This is a genomic window from Croceicoccus mobilis (genome assembly GCF_001661965.1).
In the GTDB taxonomy this organism is placed as follows: Bacteria; Pseudomonadota; Alphaproteobacteria; order Sphingomonadales; family Sphingomonadaceae; genus Croceicoccus; species Croceicoccus mobilis.
Genome location: NZ_LYWZ01000001.1, coordinates 17337 through 38547, shown reverse-complemented (window position 1 = coordinate 38547; position 21211 = coordinate 17337). Strand labels below are relative to the sequence as shown.

The 21211-nt window shown below is 63.2% G+C and carries 18 protein-coding genes and 1 pseudogene; 12 read left to right on the top strand and 7 right to left on the bottom strand.

What is annotated here, in order from left to right:
* The 4 genes from A9D13_RS00195 to A9D13_RS00180 all read right to left on the bottom strand — a co-directional run.
* The coding region (locus A9D13_RS00195; protein ID WP_066768390.1) for a sugar kinase at positions 1-992 on the bottom strand (992 nt) is incomplete at its 3' end.
* Positions 993-1000: 8 nt separating this feature from the next.
* Positions 1001-1774, bottom strand: coding sequence for a 2-dehydro-3-deoxy-D-gluconate 5-dehydrogenase KduD (gene kduD, locus A9D13_RS00190; RefSeq protein WP_066768412.1), 774 nt, complete (start codon positions 1772-1774; stop codon positions 1001-1003).
* A 92-nt stretch (positions 1775-1866) separates the two neighbouring features.
* Entirely contained in the window at positions 1867-2499 is a 633-nt protein-coding gene (locus A9D13_RS00185) for an RpiB/LacA/LacB family sugar-phosphate isomerase (RefSeq protein ID WP_066768387.1), read from the bottom strand.
* A gap of 148 nt (positions 2500-2647) precedes the next feature.
* Positions 2648-3676 (bottom strand): LacI family DNA-binding transcriptional regulator, encoded by a 1029-nt coding sequence (locus A9D13_RS00180; protein ID WP_066768384.1) that lies wholly within the window; start codon positions 3674-3676, stop codon positions 2648-2650.
* A 208-nt stretch (positions 3677-3884) separates the two neighbouring features.
* Here A9D13_RS00180 and A9D13_RS00175 point away from each other — a divergent pair, with 208 nt between their 5' ends.
* Complete coding sequence (locus A9D13_RS00175; RefSeq protein ID WP_066768382.1) at positions 3885-4670, top strand: 2-keto-4-pentenoate hydratase; 786 nt, start codon at positions 3885-3887, stop codon at positions 4668-4670.
* 298 nt (positions 4671-4968) lie between these two features.
* Complete coding sequence (locus A9D13_RS00170) at positions 4969-6138, top strand: tyrosine-type recombinase/integrase (RefSeq protein WP_066768378.1); 1170 nt, start codon at positions 4969-4971, stop codon at positions 6136-6138.
* Positions 6139-6187: 49 nt separating this feature from the next.
* On the opposite strand, the gene A9D13_RS19945 is transcribed toward A9D13_RS00170, so the two are convergent.
* Complete coding sequence (locus tag A9D13_RS19945; protein ID WP_082921994.1) at positions 6188-6829, bottom strand: lytic transglycosylase domain-containing protein; 642 nt, start codon at positions 6827-6829, stop codon at positions 6188-6190.
* 129 nt (positions 6830-6958) lie between these two features.
* On the opposite strand from A9D13_RS19945, the gene A9D13_RS00160 reads away from it, so the two are divergent.
* Both A9D13_RS00160 and A9D13_RS00155 read left to right on the top strand, forming a co-directional pair.
* Positions 6959-7888, top strand: a complete 930-nt coding sequence (locus A9D13_RS00160) for a DUF7146 domain-containing protein (RefSeq protein WP_066768376.1) — start codon at positions 6959-6961, stop codon at positions 7886-7888.
* A 44-nt stretch (positions 7889-7932) separates the two neighbouring features.
* Positions 7933-12170, top strand: a pseudogene (locus A9D13_RS00155) (strawberry notch-like NTP hydrolase domain-containing protein).
* Positions 12171-12194: 24 nt separating this feature from the next.
* Here A9D13_RS00155 and A9D13_RS00150 read toward each other — a convergent pair.
* On the bottom strand, positions 12195-12509 hold the full coding sequence (locus tag A9D13_RS00150) for an excalibur calcium-binding domain-containing protein (RefSeq protein ID WP_082921993.1): 315 nt from the start codon (positions 12507-12509) through the stop codon (positions 12195-12197).
* Between the two features lie 322 nt (positions 12510-12831).
* Between A9D13_RS00150 and A9D13_RS00145 the strand changes: the two genes are divergently transcribed.
* Together A9D13_RS00145 and A9D13_RS00140 are read left to right on the top strand one after the other, a co-directional pair.
* On the top strand, positions 12832-13083 hold the full coding sequence (locus tag A9D13_RS00145) for a hypothetical protein (protein WP_066768373.1): 252 nt from the start codon (positions 12832-12834) through the stop codon (positions 13081-13083).
* A 149-nt stretch (positions 13084-13232) separates the two neighbouring features.
* A complete protein-coding gene (locus A9D13_RS00140; RefSeq protein WP_066768370.1) occupies positions 13233-13844 on the top strand; it encodes an outer membrane protein in 612 nt (203 codons plus the stop codon).
* Positions 13845-14035: 191 nt separating this feature from the next.
* On the opposite strand, the gene A9D13_RS00135 is transcribed toward A9D13_RS00140, so the two are convergent.
* Complete coding sequence (locus A9D13_RS00135) at positions 14036-14794, bottom strand: hypothetical protein (RefSeq protein ID WP_229665588.1); 759 nt, start codon at positions 14792-14794, stop codon at positions 14036-14038.
* A 323-nt stretch (positions 14795-15117) separates the two neighbouring features.
* Here A9D13_RS00135 and A9D13_RS00130 point away from each other — a divergent pair, with 323 nt between their 5' ends.
* The 6 genes from A9D13_RS00130 to A9D13_RS00105 all read left to right on the top strand — a co-directional run bounded on the left by A9D13_RS00130 (position 15118) and on the right by A9D13_RS00105 (position 21166).
* Positions 15118-17142 (top strand): ParB/RepB/Spo0J family partition protein, encoded by a 2025-nt coding sequence (locus A9D13_RS00130; RefSeq protein ID WP_066768367.1) that lies wholly within the window; start codon positions 15118-15120, stop codon positions 17140-17142.
* Positions 17143-17308: 166 nt separating this feature from the next.
* Positions 17309-18301 (top strand): ArdC family protein, encoded by a 993-nt coding sequence (locus A9D13_RS00125; protein ID WP_066768364.1) that lies wholly within the window; start codon positions 17309-17311, stop codon positions 18299-18301.
* 12 nt (positions 18302-18313) lie between these two features.
* Positions 18314-18739: a hypothetical protein gene (locus A9D13_RS00120; protein WP_066768362.1), complete on the top strand. Its 426-nt coding sequence runs from the start codon at positions 18314-18316 to the stop codon at positions 18737-18739.
* A gap of 60 nt (positions 18740-18799) precedes the next feature.
* On the top strand, positions 18800-19174 hold the full coding sequence (locus A9D13_RS00115; RefSeq protein ID WP_066768405.1) for an MbcA/ParS/Xre antitoxin family protein: 375 nt from the start codon (positions 18800-18802) through the stop codon (positions 19172-19174).
* A 31-nt stretch (positions 19175-19205) separates the two neighbouring features.
* Positions 19206-19865 (top strand): RES family NAD+ phosphorylase, encoded by a 660-nt coding sequence (locus A9D13_RS00110; RefSeq protein WP_229665589.1) that lies wholly within the window; start codon positions 19206-19208, stop codon positions 19863-19865.
* A 347-nt stretch (positions 19866-20212) separates the two neighbouring features.
* On the top strand, positions 20213-21166 hold the full coding sequence (locus tag A9D13_RS00105) for a DUF2493 domain-containing protein (RefSeq protein WP_066768357.1): 954 nt from the start codon (positions 20213-20215) through the stop codon (positions 21164-21166).
* Positions 21167-21211 lie beyond the last annotated feature (45 nt).

Sequence of the window (21211 nt, the reverse complement as noted above, 5' to 3'; positions counted from 1 at the left end):
TCATGGAGTTCCTCTTCCGTTGCCAGGATCATGTCGCCTGGCACGCCATGTTTGAGCGCGGCCAGGGCCAATCCGGTTTTTGCCATTTGCTTTGCATCGCCGCCGCCAAGCCAGCTGTAGATCACGCCCGCGGCATAGGCGTCGCCGGTGCCGATGCGGTCGACGATGTTCTCGATCCGGACCTCGTCGGTCTGCCAGTGGCTGGCGCGCAGGTCGATCCGGCCCGCAAGGCGGTGGGTGCAGGCGGCCTCTACATGCCGCGCGGTGCTGGCGATCAGCTGAAGGTTCGGGAACGCCTCGAACGCCGCCTCGCTCGCTTCGCGGCGGCGGTCCGCGCCGTCGCCTGAAAATGTCTTGCCCAAAAGCAGCGAGATGTCGCGGTGATTGCCGATCATCAGCGTGGCCGCACCGACCAGTTCGGTCAGGATGGCGCGCGGATCGCTGTCCCACGCATCCCACAGATTGGCGCGGTAATTGCCGTCGAAACAGATCGGGACACCTGCGTCCTTCGCCGCGGCGACGGCGGCGCGCGCGAGTTCCACGCCTGCGGGCCCCAGCGCCGGGGTGATGCCCGACATGTGCAGCAGGCTCGCCCCTTCCAGCGCCTGCGCAAACGGCAGGTCGGCAGGATCGGCAAGCGCAAAGGAACTGCCCGCGCGGTCATAGGTGACGCGCCCCGCGATGGGCCCAGCAGGCGGCTCGAACCAATAGAGCCCGATACGCCCGCCGCCCACGCCCGCCGGGACAGACGCGATAAAGCGCGTGTCGCTGCCCGCCGCGCCCAGCGCCGCCTTTGCCTTGCGGCCCAGCGGATTGTCGGGAACGACGGTCAGCATGCGCGTCGGCACGCCAAGGCTGGCAAGGGCTGCCGCGACATTCGCTTCGGCCCCGCCGACATCGATGGCGACACCGCCCGCCTGTTGCAGCGGTATTGCGCCCTGCGGCGAGAGGCGCAGCAGCATCTCGCCAAAGCAGACGACGGGGCCGACCATCGTTTCTATCACCGGCCCAGCCAGCCACCGTCAACGGCAAGGACCTGCCCCTGCACGTAATCGGCGGCGTCGCTGGCAAGGAAAACGGCGGCTCCGCCGATGTCGCTGGGCTTGCCCCAGCGGCCTTCGGGGATGCGTTCCACGATCTGGCGGCTGCGTTCGGGATCGGCCTGCAGCGCGGCGGTGTTGTTCGTCGCGATATAGCCGGGTGCGATGGCGTTCACATTGATGCCCCTGGTCGCCCATTCATTGGCGAGCAGCTTCGTCAGCCCGCCCACGCCCGACTTGCTGGCGGTATAGCTGGGCACGCGAATGCCGCCCTGAAAGGTCAGCAGCGAGGCGATATTGACGATCTTGCCGCGCTTGCCGTCCTGGCTGGACCAGCCGGTCATGTGGCGCGCTGCTGCCTGGCACAGGAAGAACAGCGTCTTGAGATTGGTGTCCATTACCGCGTCCCAGTCCTCTTCCGAGAAATCGAGCGCGTCGGCGCGGCGGATGATGCCGGCGTTGTTCACCAGAATGTCGAGCGATCCGAGTTTCTCGACCACCGTGTCGACGACCTCGTTCACCGGTTCGATGCTGGAAAGATCGGCGCCGATCAGCTCGCAGCGGCGGCCCAGTGCCTTCACTTTCTCGCAGGTCTCGGTCGCGGCGCTGCGGCCGACCGCGGCGATATCCGCGCCCGCTTCGGCCAGCGCGAGGGCGATGCCCTGGCCGATGCCGGTGTTCGCGCCGGTGACGACCGCCACGCGGCCGGAAAGATCAAAGGGGCTCTTCGTCATTGCATCCTCGCTGTCTGCCGCCGCCCGGCGCATGGCGGGGCGGCGGCACTGGTCATCCCATCTTGCCGGAATATCTGTCCGGCAGGCCCCGATCAGAGGCTCTTGAGATAGGCGCTGATCTCTTCGTCCTGAGAGTTCGCGTAGAAATATTCCTCGAAACGCTCGCCCGATACCGCGGTCTTGAGGAGGTCCTGGTCCACGCTCTTGAGCACGGTCAGCATGTCCTTGCACGACGCGGCCTTGAGGTCTGCCAGCACGCCGCGGTTCTTGGCCATGACGGCGGCGCGTTCCTTGGGATAGCCGACGCCGCTCTCGCCTTCGAACAGCTTGCGATAGCAATCCTGCAGGTTGAGTTCGGCAGCCCAGCCAAAGCCCTTGGCATAGGGCATGGCGATGGCGTTGCCGTCGTTGATCTGGGCAAACAGGAACGCATCGGTCGGGTCGATGACCAGACCGCAGAACACGCCCGGCATCGCATTGCAGGCCAGCATCGAGCCGGTGCCCGTGCCGCAGCCGGTGACGACGAAATCGGCAGCCTTCGCATTGAGGATCGAGGCGGCAAGCAGACCGACCATCGGATAGGTCAGGTGCGCCTTGTCCTCGGGCGTGTACATCCCGTAATTGTAAACCTCGTGGCCCAAAGGCTCCACAACCGACTTCAGCGCATCTTCAATGATGCAGTTCTTCGCGGCCTGGCTGTTCTCGGTGATGACGGCAATCTTCATAAAATCCTCGCTATCTGGCTCGTTGGTCGAGCCTTGGTTCTGCCTACCGGATAGACTAGTTTTGACTGTTTGGTAACCGGTGTCATTAAAAAATCAAATGGTGGCGGTCATGCCCTTGCGCAATGGGCCATCTGACGTCGCCGGTTTGTCAGCGACGGGGCGGGGCGACTGAACTTCGCCGCACGAGATCCGAGGGGAAGCGCGAAGGCTGGTCCTGCGCCTCGGCCGGGCGCACCAGTTTGAGCGCGGCAGCCTTGGCCATCGCCTGGATCGGCCAGCGCACCGTAGTGAGCGGGGGCCAGATATGCGCGGCAATCGGACTGTCGTCGAAGCCGATGATCGACAGGTCTTCGGGTACGAACATGCCTCGTTGCCGCGCGACATGCAGCGTTGCTGCGGCCATCTCGTCATTCGATGCGAAGATGGCGGTCGGCCTGGGATCCGAATCGAGGATGCGTTCCGCGGCGTCGATCCCGGAATCGAATGTGTATTGACCGGGTGCGTGCCAAGTTTCGGGCAGGTCCAGCCCATGTCGCTTCAACCCGTCCAGGAACCCCTCGCGCCTTTCATGTGCAGAGCGGAACCCGGCAGGCCCTTCGATAAAGCCGATCCTCTGGTGCCCAATCTCGACCAGATGATCGACCGCAGTGGCGACGACTTCCCGGTCATTGGATTCGACGAGGAATTGTGGCTGGTCGAGATGGGTCGAGCCCATGCGAACATAGGTGCAGTCCATTTCTCGGCATAGCTGCGCAAGCTCTTCGTTTTCGGAAATCGGCGGCAGCATGAAAACGCCATAAGGGCGCTGCTTTTCCAGAAAATCGCGAACATCGGCGAGAAGGTCGGGCGAGTGGCGATCGACGGGGCGCACGACCAATGCGAAATTGGTCGTGCGTATGGCGTCCAGAACGCCCTCCTGAAAATTGAGGACGGTCTGGGCGTTCGGATTGTCGTGCAATAGTCCCAACAGGAAATTGCGGCGAAGGGCGAGGGCGCGTGCCTGTGGATTGGGAACATAGCCCAATTTAGCGATAACCTTCTCGACCTTTTCGCGGGTGTCGGCCTTCAGGAGCGGGGAGCGGTTGATTACCCGGCTCACGGTCTTTTTCGAAACGCCCGAAATGCGCGCGACATCATTGATCGTCGGCTGTCGGTCGCTCCTTTTGCTCGTACCCATCAAATACTCCACAATTCCGCATACGGACTTAGTCCGACAACGGCAGGGGGGCAACGAACAGAACGAAATCCTGCCCGGATCGGATGTGGGGCGATTGCGCCCGCTCCGATTTTCCCCTCCACGACCAAAGCCGGAAGCTCTTGCTTTCCAGCCGTCGTTCGTTATGACACCGGTTTCCCAAAACTGCAAAGCACAATCTGAGGGGGCCATGGAAAGGCAGTTCGTTGACAAGATCGCAGAGGCCTTCGTGGCCGCGCGAAAGGCCGGACGTGCGCTCGACGCCTATCCGGGCGAGAAACCGCAGACACTGGCCGAGGCCTATGCGATCCAGGACCGCGCATTGATGCTGTGGGATGACGCGGTCGGTGGCTGGAAGGTCGGCAAGATCCCGCCACCGCGCGATGCGGTGCTGGGCGCCAATCGGCTGATTGGTCCGATCCCGGAAAAGATGATCTTCGAAGAGGCAGGATCGCCGATCCCGATGCCGGTCTTCCGCGGCGGATTTGCTGCAGCAGAAGCCGAATTCGCGATCCGCATTCGCGTGCCGCAGGATGCTGCGCTGCCGACAAATGATGCGGAAACCTATGACTGGGTCGAGGAAGTGCGCATCGGGATCGAGATTGCGTCCTCTCCCTGGGCGGACATCAATGCGGATGGTCCCTGCGTGACGATATCGGATCATGGCAACAACAATGGCCTTGTCCTTGGCCCTGTGGTCCCGCGCGAAATGTGGGACGGGATCAACGAGATCGCCGTCGAAACCCTGATCAATGGCGAAAGCGTCGGCAAGGCGAGCACGGCTTCCATGCTCGACGGCCCTTTCGGCGCAGTCCGTTTCCTCTTGAACAACCTGACCGAGCGCGGCCTGATGGACCAGGCGACCGGCTGGGTGTCTTCGGGCGCGATTACCGGGGTCCATGACGTTGAGATCGGGCAGGCGGTCGAGGCACACTTTGCCGGCGTGGGATCGGTCGGCGTGCTGATCACGGGCTGAAGCCGGTTAGGCCGGATCTTCATGAAGGGCCGCTGCGGATCGACCGCGGCGGCCTTTTCGCGTTCAGCGGCAGCCGCCCGAGGGGCACCATTCCCGAAAGCGATATGTCTTGAAACGGGGAATGGTGGGCGCGGCAAGGATTGAACTTGCGACCCCACCCGTGTGAAGGGTGGGAATACGGACATTAGCGGCTATATGTGGACCCATCATAGCATTGAAAATAAACCATTCTTGCGTATATGCGTCCACCCATGTATTTCATGCTTGTTTCATGGATTTTCATGGATGGCGAACGGGAATGGCGGACCTCAGTAAGATTGGCGAGCGGCAGCGATTAAAGCCCAAGGCGGGCGATGAGCCGCATTGGCAACGACTCCGGGCTGGCTGTTATGTCGGCTACCGGCCCTCAAAGCGTGGAGGTAAAGGGTCTTGGTTTGCCCGAGCCTACGATGTTGATGCTGGAAGATACGCCCGCAAGAGTTTGGGTGATTACGGCTCGCAAACCGGGAATGAAGTTTTCAACCATGCAAAGCTCGATGCGGAAAAATGGGCTGAACTAGTCGAGGGCGGTGGGGTCCAGTCGCAATCGCTGGAAACAGTCGCGGATGCCTGCAAAGAGTACCTAAAGGTTCGGCCTGGACTAATCGCAGAAGGTGTATTCCGGCGCCACGTTTTCTCAGACCCAATTGCCAAAGTGAAGTTGGACAAAATTCGTCGGCGACATCTCCGTGAGTGGCGCAAGCGCTTGGAGGATGCGCCTGCGTTGCTCACTCGAAACAAGGGTGGGGAAAGGCGCACCAAAGTTCGTTCAGTTTCTACGGTCAACAGGGACATGGTGCCACTTAGGGCGGCGCTGGGTCGCGTTATGCAGCCTGGGCCACCGAACACCGAGGCTGCCTGGCAGGAAGCTTTGAAGCCCGTCAAGGGAGCCGACAAGAGGCGCGACCTATATCTAGATCGTGGTGAGCGGGAGCGTTTGTTGAAGGCTGCGGATGCGGAAATAGCTCCATTTATGCGGGCTCTCTGCGTGCTGCCACTTCGCCCTGGGGCGTTGGCCGGCCTTTGTGTGAAAGATTTTGACAAGCGCACTCGCACGCTCACCGTCGGGCAGGACAAGCATGGCCGTCCTCGTCAGATTGCAGTTCCAGTGATCATCGCGAATTTCCTGACCGAGCAATGCAAAGACAAACTGCCGGCAGCTTCGATTTTCAGGCGGAAGGACGGTCGGAAATGGACGAAGGATGCATGGAAAAATCCAATTAAGGCAGCGGTCAGCTCTGCAAAATTGCCACTGTCGGCGACGGCGTACACATTGCGTCATAGTGTAATCACAGACTTGATTCGCGAACGTTTGCCTGCACTAACGGTCGCGCAGCTCTCGGGCACAAGCGTTGCTATGATTGAACGGCATTACGGCCACTTGGTACGCAACGACGCAGAAGACGCGCTAGCTGCCTTGGCAATTTAGTGCGGTGCTTCTGTATCGTATTCGAGCCGGATCGAACCAATCCCTAACTTCATAGCCGCCAATGGCGCAGTACGTCCCGCACGTACCGCGGTGTTTCGCCATTCTTCGGAATCCCGCCGGCACGGCGAACCGCACCGGGTCCAGCATTGTAGGCGGCGAGAGCGAGATGGACTACCCCAAACTCATCGAGCATCTGCCGCAGATAGCGGGCCGATCCTTCAAGGTTGGCGCGAGGATCGAAGCGGTTGGCGACCCCCAATTCACGCGCTGTACCCGCCATCAACTGACCCAGCCCACCAGCGCCCGCCTTGCTGACGGCCAGTGGATTGTAACGGGACTCGGTCCACACGAGCGCATCGAGCAAGCCAGCGGGCAAACCGAACCGTGCTTCCATAGTCATCACATGCGGCAGATAGATAGCGCGACGATAATTCGTTGCCTTGCTGCTCCCTGAGTGCAGGGCGGCGACTGTCGTCCTTGCCTGGGTGGGAGGCAGGATAGCGGCACTGGCTTCCGCACCGCTCTGGCTTTGCTGAGCCCAGATCCCGTGCTCGACCAGCCGGAATTCTACATCGTGGTCAGCAATCCGATAACCGGCTTCCCCGTTGTCACCGTCATTGGCAATTGCGGGTGCTCCCAAAGCCATGGCCAACCCGAAGGCCATTGCGGACAAGCAGATTCGTTGGCGCATCTTTCCTGTTCCCGACTGGACGACTCGAGGGAGAACATATATAGAACATAGATTGTTGGAAAGACCATGCGAGCGTGCAGAGTGGAGGCTGCACCGGGACGGGCATCGCTCACTTCGAAAGGCGCGCCCATGTCCCGAAAGTCCCCGATTTCATCGCTCGAACGCCGTGCCCGGCAAATCGTTGAGCAGCTCGATGGCACATGGCGCGGCGGGAAGGGCATGTGCCGCTGCCCCGCTCATGACGACCGCACACCATCATTGAGCGTGACCTTGGGTCGCCAGGCAATCCTGTTCCACTGCTTTGCCGGCTGCAGCAACGATTCGGTCCTTGCCGCGCTCAATCATACCGGCGTCAGGTCGCGGGACCTGTTCGATGCTGACCAGACCGTCGACGAGTACGATATCCGGCAATCCGGTCCCGACCGAAACGCCTGCCGCCTGTGGCGCGAGGCCAATGCTCTTTCGGAATCTCCTGCCGAAGCCTACCTGCGATCGCGCGCGATCGAAACCGCATCGCCTGACCTGCGCTATCACGAACGCACCCCGCTCGGCCCCAAAGGCGAAGCCCGGTTTCTGCCTGCCATGTTGGCGGCGGTGCGCAACGACGAAGGCGTCATCGCAGTCCATCGAACCTTTCTCGATCCGGTCGGCAATCGCCTTGCGACCTTCGATCGGCCCAAGCGAGCCCTGGGCAGCCTGCAGACCGGCGCGGTCCGCCTCGCCATGCCCCGGGGCGGGAAGCTTGGCTTGGCCGAGGGCATCGAGACCGCGCTCGCCGCAACCCAGCTTTCGGACATCCCGTGCTGGGCAACACTCGGCAATGAACGCTTCGGCCTTGTCACGATCCCCGAAAGCGTGCGCGAACTGTTCCTGTTTCTCGATGCCGATGACGGCGGCGACCTCGCGCAGCAACGCGCCTGCAGTGCTTATGCGGCTCCCGGCCGCCGGATCGTGATCCGGCGCCCGCGCAAGGCCGGTTACGACTGGGCCGATGTCCTGTCTGCCAGGGAAGGCAAGACCCGGTCCCGACAGACCAGAGGGGAGGAAGCTCCTGCCTGATTGAGGCCCCGACGCGGTGAGGGCCTTTTTCTCAGGAGGTCCATATGTCACAATCAGCCCTTCAGTTCGAATTTTCCGAGCCTTCGGAACCACTGGTCCTATCGGCGGCGCGCCAGCTTGCCGACTTTCTATCGTCGGGCGCGGTTCTGACCCGCCGCGACATCAGCGATGCGCTGAGCGAACACTTCGGTGGCAGCGATGCCGACGGACGCTGGTCACTGACCGAAGCGCACGCCGCGCTCGAATTGGCGCAGGTCCTCTGGCTGATGGGCCAATCCGAACTGACGGTCACCACGCCGCCCGACTCCGCCGAACAGGTCTTTGTCGGACTCGAAGCCCGTATTCCAACCCAAACGAACCGTAGCGAGGAGCAGGTCGAGCTCCAGCAGTTTGCCACCCCGCCACGGTTGGCCTGGCTTGCCGCCCGCGCTTGTGTCTTGACCAAGGATGACGGCGTGCTCGAACCGTCGGCCGGCACGGGCATGCTGGCGCTGTGGGCGGCCAAGTCTAGCGCTGCGCTTGATCTCAACGAAAATTCCGCGTCGCGCAGATCGTGCCTTGCCGCGCTGTTCCCGCAAGCGACGGTGACCGGACACGATGGCGAACTGATCGACGAGTTGCTGGCGCCCGATTGTTCGCCAAGCGCGGTGCTTATGAACCCGCCATTCTCGTGGAGCGTCGAGCGCGGTCATGACGGGCGCACCGGTGCGCGCCATCTGCGTTCGGCATTCGCGCGGCTCCGGCCCGGCGGGCGTCTGGTTGCGATCATGCCTGAATGGTTCGACCTGCACCGCTTCGTCGCGAAGATGCGCGGCCCGGTCACCCCGTTGCTCAACGTCACGATCGACGGCGGTTTCCGTAAATCCGGCACAGGGATCGCAACGCGCCTGCTGGTGATCGACAAGGCCGAACGCGATATCGCGATCGCTACGGCCCGCACGAGCGATATTGCCGAGATTGCAGGGCTGATCGATGCGCTCCCCATCCGCGAAAGTCCGAATACTCCGCTGCCGATCATCCCGGTCCGGCCAATCGGCGCGCTCAGGTTGGTTCCGCAGGCGCGACGAATACCGCTCGCTCCTCCCGTTCGCTCCACTCCTGCACCGGAAGCGGAACCCGTCCGCTTCGAGGCGCTTGCCGAACCCGCACCGATCGACGAGCAGGTCGGACACTACCTGCCCTATCGCCCAAGCCGGGTCGTCATCACGGATGCGGCCATGCATCCTACCGCACTGGTGGAATCGGTCGCCATGGGCTCGATCGCCGCGCCAATCCCCGAAGCCGTGCCGCAACTGCCGGCGGGCCTTATCGCCAAGGGCCTGCTCTCAGCCGCCCAGGCCGAAACGCTGATCTATGCCGCCAATGCCCATGCGCGCGATATCGCCGGGACCTTCGAACCCGACGACGAGGGTTGCGTTCTCAAACCCAGCGCCGATGGCAAAGCCTATCGCATGGGCTATTTCCTCGGCGACGGAACCGGGGCCGGGAAGGGCAGACAGGTCGCCAGCGTGATTCTCGATCGCTGGGTGCGCGGCGAACGCCGTCATATCTGGATCTCGAAGAACGAGACCTTGCTGGAAGACGCGCGCCGCGACTGGAGCGCACTCGGCGGCTTGCCGCTCGATATCCAGCCGCTTGCCACCTGGAAACTCGGTACGCCCATCACGATGCCCGAAGGCATTCTGTTCGTGACCTATCCGACGCTGCGATCGGGTCGCGGCGATGCCACGCGGCTCGAACAGATCCTTGCCTGGGCTGGCGAAGACTTCGACGGGGTCATCGTGTTCGATGAGGCGCATGCCATGGCGGGCGCAGCGGGCGGCGAAGGCGCGCGCGGCAAGGTCAAGGGTTCCGAGCAGGGCATTGCCGGCATTCGCCTGCAGAACCTGCTCCCGCGCGCTCGCGTCGTCTATGCCTCGGCGACCGGCGCATCCGACGTCAACAATCTTGCCTATGCGACCCGGCTCGGCCTCTGGGGCCCCGAGACCGCGTTTCCCGACCGCACGAGCTTCGTTGCTGAAATCCGCCACGGCGGGATCGCGGCGATGGAACTGGTCGCCCGCGACCTGAAGGCGCTCGGTCTCTACAACGCCCGCGCACTCTCGTTTGCCGGCGTCGAATACGACGTGCTCGAACATTGCCTGACCCTGGATCAGATCGCGGTCTACGATGCCTATGCCGATGCCTGGGCGATCATCCATGCGAACCTCAAAGATGCGCTCGAGGCCACGCGCATTGTCGATGCGGACAGCGGCGATGCGCTCAATGGCGGCGCCAAGGCGGCGGCACTCTCTGTCTTCGAGGGAACCAAGCAGCGTTTCTTTGCCCAGCTGCTCCTCTCGATGAAATTGCCCAGCCTGCTGCGGGCCATCGAGGCTGCGCTGGGGGCGGACAATTCGGTCGTCATCCAGCTGGTCTCGACATCGGAAGCCATGCTCGATCGCCGACTTGCCGAACTGTCCGATGCCGAACGCGCGTCGCCCGATATCGATCTGAGCCCGGCATCCTTCGTGATCGACTACCTCGAAAAGAGCTTCCCGGTTCGCCTGATGGCGGTCTTTACCGACGAGAACGGCAACCGTAGGTCGGAACCAATGAGCGACGAGGAGGGCCGTCCGGTGCTGTGCCGCAGCGCGCTTGCGGCGCGCGACCGGATGATCGAACAGCTCTGCGCCCTGCCACCGATCGCCACCGCGCTCGATGCGATCCTCGAGCGTTTCGGCGCCGACAAGGTCGCCGAAGTGACCGGGCGCAGCCGTCGCCTTGTCCTCGGGCCCGACGGATGCCAGATTCTCCAGTCGCGCTCGGCCCGCTCCAATGTCGCCGAGACCCGCGCCTTCATGGATGGCACGAAGCGCATCCTCGTCTTTTCCGATGCGGGTGGAACCGGTCGGTCCTACCATGCCGATCTCGATTGCCCCAACCAGGAGCGGCGGGTGCATTTCCTGCTCGAACCGGGCTGGCGCGCTGATGCCGCGATCCAGGGTCTCGGACGCACGAACCGCACCAATCAGGCCTCGGCCCCGCTGTTCCGTCCGGTCACCACCGATGTGCGCGGCGAGCGCCGCTTTATCTCGACGATTGCGCGCCGGCTCGACAGCCTCGGCGCGCTGACCCGCGGCCAGCGCCAGACTGGAGGGCAGAACCTGTTCGATCCGCCGACAATCTTGAAAGTTCTTATGCAAGGGAAGCACTGGTCCGCTGGTTCGGCCTCCTGTTCGACGGCAAGCTCGACGCCGTCAGCCTCGACCGCTTCGAGGAATTGACCGGCCTGCGTATCGCGGCCCCTGACGGCGGCATGGTCGATGACCTGCCGCCGATCCAGCGCTGGCTCAACCGGATCCTCGCCCTGCCGATCGGCTTGCAGAACGCGATCTTCGATGAATATCTCGCCCTCGTCGAAGCACGCGTCGATGCCGCGCGGCAAGCGGGTACGCTCGACCTTGGCGTCGAGACGATCCCGGTCGAAAGCTTCGAAATCCTGTCCGGCACGTTGCTGCGCACCGATCGCGTGTCTGGCGCGACCACGCATCTTCTCGGAATCGAAATCGCCCGTGCGCTTCGCCCGCTGCCGCTTGAACGGCTCGATGCGTTTCACGGGATCGGCGACAAGCACCATCGCTGCTTGCGCAATGCGCGTTCGGGCCGGGTTGCGCTGCTGGTGCCTGCCCGCAGCCTGCTGACCGACGAGGGCGAGCGCATCCGCCGTCACGAACTGATCCGCCCGCTGAAGCGCACCTACCTGACGGACGAGGCGCTCACCGAAAGCAGCTGGGAGGACATGGGCGATGCCGCGTTCCGGGCAGCCTGGACCGAGGAAGTCGCGGAGGCTGGCGCCAGCCTGAAGCGCGAGCGGCTTTATCTTGCCACCGGCCTGTTGCTGCCGGTCTGGGACAAGCTTCCTGCCGAGCATGTGCGGGTCAGCCGCATTGCGGCGAGCGATGGCCGCTCGCTGATCGGCCGCGAGGTGCCGGTCGCTTTCGTTGCCGACTTGTGCCAGGCCCTCGGTATCGAGGGCCGGCAGGCGCTGCCGGTCGGCGAGGTCGTCACGGCTGTCCTGCAATCCGGGCGCCCACAGGACATCGCCGGACCCGATGACCTCATGTTGAAGCGCAGCCTCGTCAACGGTTCGCAGCGGCTCGAGCTTACCGGGTGGTCGGCCGCGCGGCTCGACTGGTACAAGGCGCAAGGCTGCTTCACCGAGATCATCCGCTACAAAACACGGCTCTTCGTGCCGACCGACGGGGCAGCCCAGATCATCGAGCGGCTTGCCGTTCGCTAGTTCGCATGTCGGGGGGATTGGCTGTTACTCGCAGCCGATCCCGTCATTGTCGCGGTCAAGGTGCCGCCCGTAACCGGGATCGCCCCGCCTTACCGGTGCTGCGCCCGCCGCCCGTGCGGCGGCGCAGTTCGGGAAATAGGTGCTCGATCCACTGCTTCGTTGCGACGGACTGGCAGGCGCGGCACTGGACCCGCGATGGCAGTGCCGGGTTCCGGCCTTGCGGTCGTAATGGCAGCCGTCCGCGGCAAGGCCGCCGCCATGCGCCAGAACCGGACCCGCGTTGCCGAGCGTAGCAAGCGGGGCTGCAAAGAGCAGGGCGAGCGGCCCGAGAAGTTTCATGTTTATTTCCCCCAAGGCCGCGATGACAAATCCCCAGATGATGCTAGCCCTAGCCCCCTAACGCATGATGAAGACAGGAAAATCCCGATCCCATGGGGCCGAAGCGGCAGATTGCAGGAGCGCTTTTCATGTTGCTGGCGCTGACCGCAATGATGCTCGCTATTGGAGAGGGCTGGACCCCGATGAGTAGGTGAAGGCGATGTCGAGAGAACCAGAGCCGGAGAAGAGCTTCGCGCTTCGCGTGGAGTTTAGCCTTTTGCTAACCGCCTGGATCCTATCGCTGGTCTGGATGATTACGAGCCTCGTGAACTGGCTGGACTGAATGCGGCAGGACAACCCGATCCGCAGTCACCGTGTCACGGTATTCTGCGACTGGCTCGAAACCGTGCCGTTCGGCGAGGAGTTCGACGAGCGCCCCGAATATGCCTTCTTCACCGACCTCACCGAAGACGAACTTGTCGCGGCCGAGCATGAACTGGTGCGCCGCTATGCGGGCCTGGCCCATCGCGAGGATATGAAAGCGCTGACTGGCCTGGGTCAAATTGCTCCGCGTGTCTCGGACAACGATCAGTGATCCCCGTTATCTCGATTTAAAGGGCGGTGAATGGCCTAACAAGGTGTAAACAAGACACAGAATAAAATATAAAAATCCGGTTGATCTCTCGATTTCTTCCTTTATTGGGGCGATCACTCTCTTCCGGGGGAAATAAAAGAGGGAAATACATGAGGACTATTATTCTGTCCGGCGCGGTCATCGCGTCGGTTATTGCTACGCCTGCGCTCGCTCAGGAAGCGGACGCTTCCGGTTTCTACATCGGCGCTCTGGCTGGTTACGACAGCGTCGAGCTTGAATACGATGGCGTTTCGGGCGACGAAAGCGATGTGCTGTACGGCGTGGTCGCAGGCTATGATGCCAATCTCGGCGGTGCTGTAGTCGGTATCGAAGCCGAAATCGCCGATTCCGGCGTTTCGTCCACAGCAACCGACATCTTCGAATTCGATGACAGCGCGACGCTGAGCGCCAGCCGTGACCTTTACATCGGTGCGCGGGTCGGTGCGCGCGTCACCCCAAGCATCCTGCTCTACGCCAAGGGCGGTTACACCAATGCCCGCGTGAAGCTCGCCTACACCGACTCGTTCGGCGACACCTATAGCGATTCTGACACGCTCGACGGCTACCGCATCGGCGCTGGCGCCGAGTACACTTTCGGCAACTTCGGCTTCCGCGCCGAATACCGCTACTCGGACTACGGCGAGTACAGCTACGAAGGTGTCGGCACCGGCATCGAGGCGCGCCGCAGCCAGGTCGTTGGCACCATCGTCTACGGATTCTGATCAGATAACCTGTCCCGGATAAGAGTTCGGCCCGGCCTCCTGCGAGGTCGGGCCGTTTTGCTTTTCTCCTGGCCCCGTCTTCTTTTTTCGATCCTTGATATGGAGTGCGGTCCCTATCGGACCGAGAAATCAAATATCCGGGCGCTCATGGCGCCAGCCGTGCCGCCGCTTCCTAGCGAGAAGATGAAGCCCTATTCGCCGGGCTCCATGACCGCATCGGCCTTTACTTCATAAACGCCGGGACGAACCAAGTCGTAATGAAACGGGATCCGATCCTTGTCCATCACGCCGCTTTTGGCTCCGGCAATGTTCATGCTCCCGACCCGGGCTTCGCGGCGACCCTTCTTCTGTTTCAGTTCGACCAGCGTAAATTCGGCCGGTGACTGGACTGTCGTATTCAGGCCGCTTGCCCATGCATTGGATGCACTCGCATCACTCGCGTTGTCGAAAAAGAAGTAGAAAACCGGCTTCGTCGTCGACTGCACGGGGGCAGTTTCGTCCTGGATCGCGACCTTGACGCTGGCGGAGGCTATCCCCCCGGTCAGCGCGTATCCCAGTATGCCGCCGGTCTTTGCCTGGTTTGAAACCGTGGCGTTCATCCTCTTCATGCGGGCGTCTGAGCCCGATCCCTGCAGGAGATAGACGCCTGCCGGATGCGGGACCATCGGATCGGCCGAGTCCAAGGAGTATTCCGGTTTGGAATTGGCGCCTGTGCTGAGCATTGCCGCGATGACAGCGGAGGAAACGCCCTTCTGCTTGAGCTCGATCATCTGATCGGTGCTCAGATCGAACGTCGCATTTTCGCTCTCGATCTTGGCCACGATCGCCTCGTCGCCCAATCCCATCTGGGACAGCTGCAAGACATCAGCCACCGACAAGGGTTCCGCCAGAACCGGTGAGCCAGCCATTAGGCCGATTGCGGCCAGCGCGAACGACAAGGATTTTTTCATGAGCCCCCTCACATTGAAACGAATGCCTCTCTTGCATTCATTTCTTGCCAATTCAACTTGTCGTGGATGGCATTTGCCCGGACACGACCTGCGAAGACGTCCGAAACTTGAACGGGTTAACGCGGTATCGGTCGCACGTTGTCACCGGTCCTTGCGTCTTTGCACCTGGAACTAACGGTCCGCGGGTCGCCCGATTTGCCTTCGCCGCGAACCGATCATCCTGCCCGCTCCATCACGAGTTGAGAGGGGAGGGGGCTTTGCCCTGATTGCGCCCAAGGCTGCCGGTTGTCGGCATGCAGGGCCGCCAATCAGGAGTACAAGCCATGATCAAGACCATCCCTCTGAACAAGCTCGTCCCTTCGCCGCGCAATGTCAGGAAGCATGCCGATCCTGCTGCCGATGCCGAACTGAAAGCCAGCATCGCCGCCAGCGGCCTCTTGCAGAACCTCATCGTGCGTGCCGGCGTGAAGGGCAAGTTTGAGGTCGAGGCCGGCGAACGCCGTCGCCGCGCGCTCGTCGCTCTCGCCGATGACAAGGTTTTGCCGCGCACCCACCCGGTAACCTGTCTCGTGCTCGACGAGACAGCAAGCGATGCGGTCGAAACCAGCCTTGCCGAAAACTTCCACCGCCTCGCCATGAACCCGGCCGACGAAGCCCAGGCGTTTGCCTCGCTCGTCGAGGCGGGCGCCAGCAGCGAAGAGGTCGCGCGCCGCTTCGGCCTGACCGTCCGCTTCGTCGAAGGCCGCCTCCGGCTCGCCAATCTTGCCGAACCGGTCCTTGCCGCGCTGGCATCGGGCGCAATCACGCTTGATCTCGCCAAGGCCTATGGCGCGACTTCGGACCAGGCAATCCAGGCGCGCGTTTTCGAGCAGGTGTCCTCGGCCTATTATGCCCCCAGTCCCGACAGCATCCGCCGCATGGTGCTGACCGGCACCGTGCGCGGCAGCGATTCGCGCGCGCGCTTCGTTGGCCGCGATGCCTATGTCGAGGCAGGCGGCAGGATCGAGCGCGAGCTCTTCGACGATGATGACAGCGAAAGCTGGGTCGACGTTGCCCTGCTCGAAGATCTCGCCCGGGCGAAGATGGAAGAGCAGGCCAAAGTGCTCGCCACCGAGCACGAGATCGCCTGGGTTCGCCCGACGCTCGATAATTACGTGAGCCATGACGTGCTTGAGGGTCTGCACCGCCTTCCCGCCGGGCCCGCACCCTTGAGCGAGGCGGAACTGGCGCGGCTCGACGAACTCGACAAGTCGTTCGACGAACATGCCGCGATCCTCGAATGCGAGGAAAGCGCCGAGGAGGCGATCGCCGCCGCCGAAGCGACGATCGATGCGATCGAACGCGAGACCGACGAGATCCGTAACCGGCCGCTGATGCTCGACCCCGACCTCAGGCCCGACGCCGGGATGATCCTGACCCTCGGCCGTGACGGCACGCCGGTGCTCCAGCCGCATTATTATACCGAGAATGCCGCAGTGCTGGCGGGTGAGAACGATGCGGTCGAAGTGGTTTCGGATGGCACGGGCGATACCCTGCGCCGTGCGACGCTGTCGAAACGGCTTGTCGACGAACTCGCGATGCAGCGGCGCGATGTCCTCGCGCTCCATGTCGCGTCCGATCCGGCTCTTGCGCTCGATCTTCTCGTCTTCACGCTGGCCGATGCTGACACACACGACTGGCGCGCACGCTCGGCAACGACCTTGCGCGGACCGATCGCGGCAGGCCCGGTCGTCGGCTTCGAGGCGAAGGATGCGCCGGCCACGGCGTCGCTCGCCGAATTGAGGGGCGGTCTCGATGAAAGCTGGCGCGGTGCGGACGATATCGTTGCCCGCTTCAAGGCGTTCCGCCGCCTCGAAGAGGAAGCACGCGCGTCCTGGCTCGGCTTTGTCGTTGCTCGCACGTTCGAGGCGAGCCTCAGCATGGCGGGCGACCGGGCGATCGCGCTCCATGATCACCTGGGGACGAGCATCGGCATCGAGATTGCCCGCTGGTGGCGGCCCACGGCGGCCAACTACTTCGACCGGGTGTCGAAGTCGGTGATCCTCGAGGCCTTGTCCGAGGTCGGCGGGCCGGACCTCGTCGCGCGTTTTGCCGCCTCGAGGAAGGGTGAACTCGCCGAAAGTGCCGAACGCGTCTTCTCGGGCAATTTCATTACCGATGCCGCGGTGCGCGAGGCGGCGCTGGGCTGGGTTCCCGAAGTCATGCGCTTTGTCGCACCCGTGAGCGACGCCGACGATCAGGCGGTCGAAGACGACGTTGATCACAATGCTTCGGATGCTGTTCCCGACGTCGTCGTCGGCAATGACGTCGGCGACGACGACGACAATCCCCGCGAGATGGCCGCCTGACCTCCTCCTGACAGGACAGGCCATCTGGCAACAGGGTGAGGCGGCTCCTTCCAATCGGAAGGGGCCCCCTCTTCTCGTGGCTCCGCTGGAAGAGAGGGGAGGGTGCTTTTGCTCCTTGCGGACCGGGCGGTGCCTTTGTCGTCCCGGCCGGATCAGGAGAACAGACATGCCCCGCAATTCCCGCAAGTCCCGCACCCGTTCGCATGCCGAGACCGTCTCGCCCGCGCAGCGCATTACCGCCGAAATCATCAAGCGCCTCGAGGAGGGCACGCGTCCCTGGGTCAAACCGTGGCGCGGCGTGCCCTCGGCACGACCTTTGCGCGCCTGCGGCATTCCCTACCAGGGCATCAACGTGTTCTGGTTGTGGCTGGTCGCCGATATGTGCGGCTTCGCCTCGCCCTACTGGATGACCTATCGCCAGGCCAAGGAACTGGGCGGACAGGTCCGCAAGGGCGAGAAGGCGACGATCGCGGTCTTCTACAAGAGCTATACCAAGGAGATCGAGGATCCCGCGACCGGCGAGAAGGAAGACCAGGCGCGCCGGGTGCTCAAGAGCTTTCCGGTGTTCAACGCCGACCAGGTCGATGATCTGCCCGTGCGTTTCCGGCCCGCACCGCCGGTCCAGCCGGTTACGCCTTCCGGTCAGCGCGATGAGCTCGATGCTTTCTTTGCGGAGATTCCGGCCAAGCTACGGCACCAGGGCGCCGAGGCCTATTACGAACCTGTCGCCGACCGCGTCACGATGCCGCCGGTCGAGCTCTTCACGGGCTACGACCACTATTATGCGACGCTCGCGCACGAGCTGTCGCACTGGACGGGTCATGCCAGCCGCCTTGCACGTGATCTGAAAAACCGGTTCGGTTCGGAGAGTTATGCCGCCGAAGAGCTGGTGGCCGAACTTTCGAGCGCGATGCTCGGGGCCGAACTCGGACTGCCGGTCGCGCATCTCGACAACCACGCCAGCTATATCGATCACTGGCTGCAGCTCCTAAAGAAAGATGATCGGGCTATCCTGACCGCCGCCGCGCGCGCCGAAGCGGCTTCCTCGCTGCTGTTGAAGCTGGGCGGACGCAAGGTCGATGGCAGCGATGCCAGTTTCGATGATCATGATGACCACCATGATGACGACGGGCGCGGCGATGCCGCGCTCGCGGCCTGAGGGAGGCGGATCATGGGACGTTCCGTCAGCTACCCCACGGGCGCCGTGGTCGCCTTTCGCCTTATCGGTGCCGACGACGATGATGATCTCGACTGGGAATATGAATGCCTCGTCGACTGGATCCGCGCCGAAGCGGTTCGCGCGTTTCCATCGCTTCGCGAGCACGATGGCTGGCGCGGCCGCGAGGATCGCATTCTCTTGCGCAACGCCTACGCCGATTGCGGGATTTCGACTGATTGCGGTCTTGCCGCGGTCTGGCTCGCCGAACGCGACGATGGTGCCTATTGGGATGCCGATGCATCGACCGCCCGTTCGCCCCGCGCACAGCGCTGGCTCGGGCAGGTCGCGGACAAGTTCACGGGCCTATTCGGCGAACTGGAGTGCCTCGGGCGTTTTTCGAACGGCGAGGCGATCTACCGTCGTCGTGACGTCGCCTAGTCGAACTCTTTCCAATTGAACGGATATGCGCTATATCGTGCATATGAAAGGACCGATGTGATGGCGACCCTGGCCCCGGAAGCGGCCGACCGCGGCGCGGTTCTGACCGCTGCTGTCGCGCGCATCGCCGATCTCTGGCAATGGAACAACGGCAGGCTCGGGCAAGTGCTCGGCCTGTCGCCAGCCACCGTATCCCGCCTGCGGCACGGGCAGGCGAGGCTCGATCCTGCCTCCAAGTCCTTCGAGGCCGGGCAGTTCCTGCTACGCCTGTTCCGAAGTCTCGATGCCCTGCTCGGCAGCGACGACGATGCCGCGCGCCGCTGGCTCGAGGCCGACAATCTCGACCTTGGCGGCAAGCCGATCGACCACGTCGGCACGATGCGCGGTCTCATGGGCCTATGCGACTATGTGGACGCCTGGCGCGCTCGCGTCTGAACACCGGGCCTATCGGGGTCGGGTCTGGCGCGTGGTCGAAGCCCAGCACCGGATTTCGACCGGGCGGCTTGCATCCGATCCTGTAGCGCAGGCTCTCCTCGAGGACCTTGCCGAAGAGGTGAAGCCGGCCTTGGCGGCGAGTGCCGCGCATCTCGATTACCTGCTGGCCTCACCCTTTCGCTATGGGCACCGGCAGGCCAGCCGTTTTCGCCGGGCCAATGAACGTCCCGGCATTTTCTATGCAAGCGAGGCCGAGACGACCGCGATTGCCGAGACAGCCTATTGGCGGCTCAAATTCTTCTCGCGCTCGCCGGGCTTTGTCCCACCCTCGACGACCAGCGAACATTCGAGCTTTTCGGTTCTCGTTGCCAGCCAGGCCACGCTCGATCTGACCGAGCCGCCATTTGAGTCTCATGAAGCCGACTGGATCGACCCTGCCGACTATACCGCCTGCCAGGAATTCGCATCCGTTGCCCGCGAAGCGGCGACCGCGCTGATCCGTACGCGGTCGGCGCGCAATCCCGAACGCGGCTGCAATATCGTCGTTCTCGATCCGGCGTCCTTTTCCGAGCGCCGTCCGAAACCGGGGCGGACCTGGCATCTCCGCTTCGAGAACGACCGGCTCGTGGCGCTGGCGGCGTTCCCCGCGCGCGACAGGTACGAATTTACCGCTGCGGGGTTCGGGCTCTGATCTTGTCGGGCCCGAAGCATTTTGGGTGATGCCCCTGCCAGTCCGTCATTCCCGTGGGAGAGGCCGGAGCGAGAGAGGCCCTGGGCCGGTCGGCTGAGGCCGCAACCCGCCGGCGGCAGGCCCGTGTTGGTCGGCGGTGATCGTCCTTCGCATCATCATGCGTTCGGCATTGATCTGACCTCAAGGTGCCCGCGATGTCCCCTAATGGCCGACCTGCCCGCGCCAGCCTGCCGCCCGGGGGTTTCCCGCTTGCGCGGTGCGTCCCCACCCTTGTCCCGGCCCTGACGGGCTCTCGCCGGCGCTCCCCATCGGGTGCTGCCGGATCAAACCGTCAGGAGGACAATCCCATGCATTCGCAAATTCACGACCAGTTAGCCGGCCTCGATCTCTCCAGCTTCTCGATCGGTCCGGCGCCCGTTGGTGCCGCCGATTTTCCGACCACCGAGCAGGCCAGCCAGACTTTGGAAGCGATCTGGTCCGATCTCTTCGCGATGTTTTCGGGCACCGCGCTCGAAGCCGATGCCGAGGATATCGGATGGGCCTTCGTCAACCTTTTTCACCGCTCGGCGCAGCGCAAGTCCAGCGCGCTCGACAGGGCCAGCGACGAGGTTCGCGCGCTCCTCGCCAGTGCCGATGGTTCGGAAGTCCATACCAGCGATCTCGAAGACCAGGTCGAACGCGCCCAGTGCGCCGAAGCCTCGATGCTGGCCATGGAAGAAATGCGCGAGATCGCCGCATGCCTCTACCTCAATGAGTTCGGTTCCTCGTGGAAGCCGGTCTCGAGTTCACGGTTCAACCATGGCGCCATGCTCACCTCGGCGCTCGTCGAGGGCCGCGAATTCCTGCGCGCACGGGCGGCCTCCAAACGCCGCGCGGCGATGCCCGAAGGTACGCCCGTGGTCTTTGCCGGTGGGCGTCCCAAGTTTGCATCCGATCACGATGCCAAGGCATTTGCCACCAACGTCTGGGCGACCCTCGACAAGGTACGTGACCGCGTTCCCGACATGGTGCTTGTCCACGGCGGCGACACCAAGGGCTGCGACCGGCTTGCCGCATCCTGGGCCGAACGCCGCGATATTGCACAGGTCACATTCTCGCTCGACCGGCGCATGGGTGCGCGTGCCGGGTTCCAGCGCAACGAGCGCATGCTGTCACTCGATCCGCGCTACGTCGTCGCCTTTCCCGGGAACGGGGTCCTTGAACGGCTCGTCATCGAGGCGAAGGCGCGCCGAATTACCGTTGTCGATCGGCGTGGGCTGCTGGGCACCAGCCCCAGGGCGGTACAGCAGATCCAGCCATGACCCATGTCCAACGGCTGCGTTGCTCCCCAGCAGCGCAGCCGTTCA